Source organism: Enterobacter sp. UNJFSC 003 (genome assembly GCF_036903355.1).
In the GTDB taxonomy this organism is placed as follows: Bacteria; Pseudomonadota; Gammaproteobacteria; order Enterobacterales; family Enterobacteriaceae; genus Enterobacter.
In genome coordinates this window covers 1-234 of the sequence record NZ_JBAKHK010000362.1, presented here as the reverse complement: position 1 = coordinate 234, position 234 = coordinate 1, and the positions used below count along the sequence as shown (strand labels likewise).

Annotated in this window: 1 pseudogene; it reads right to left on the bottom strand. The window is 43.6% G+C overall.

The annotated features are described in order from the left end of the window. Positions 1-234 (bottom strand): annotated as a pseudogene (locus tag V5P19_RS24555) (quinone-dependent dihydroorotate dehydrogenase); the annotation flags it as partial.

Below are 234 nucleotides of genomic sequence, written 5' to 3'. Positions count from 1 at the left end.
CCATATTGCAGCGTGCGTAATCCTGGGGTATTCGGCGATGAAATATTGATGGCGATATATCCCGCATAGGCATAGATTTTTTCCATACAAATCAGATAGTCATCTTTGCCCTGCTCCACTGGCGTATCTTTATTTTTGCCGATGTTAATACCCAGGACGCCGTCATAATGGGCCTTTTTTACGTTCTCTACGAGGTTATCAACGCCAAGATTATTAAAGCCCATACGGTTGATC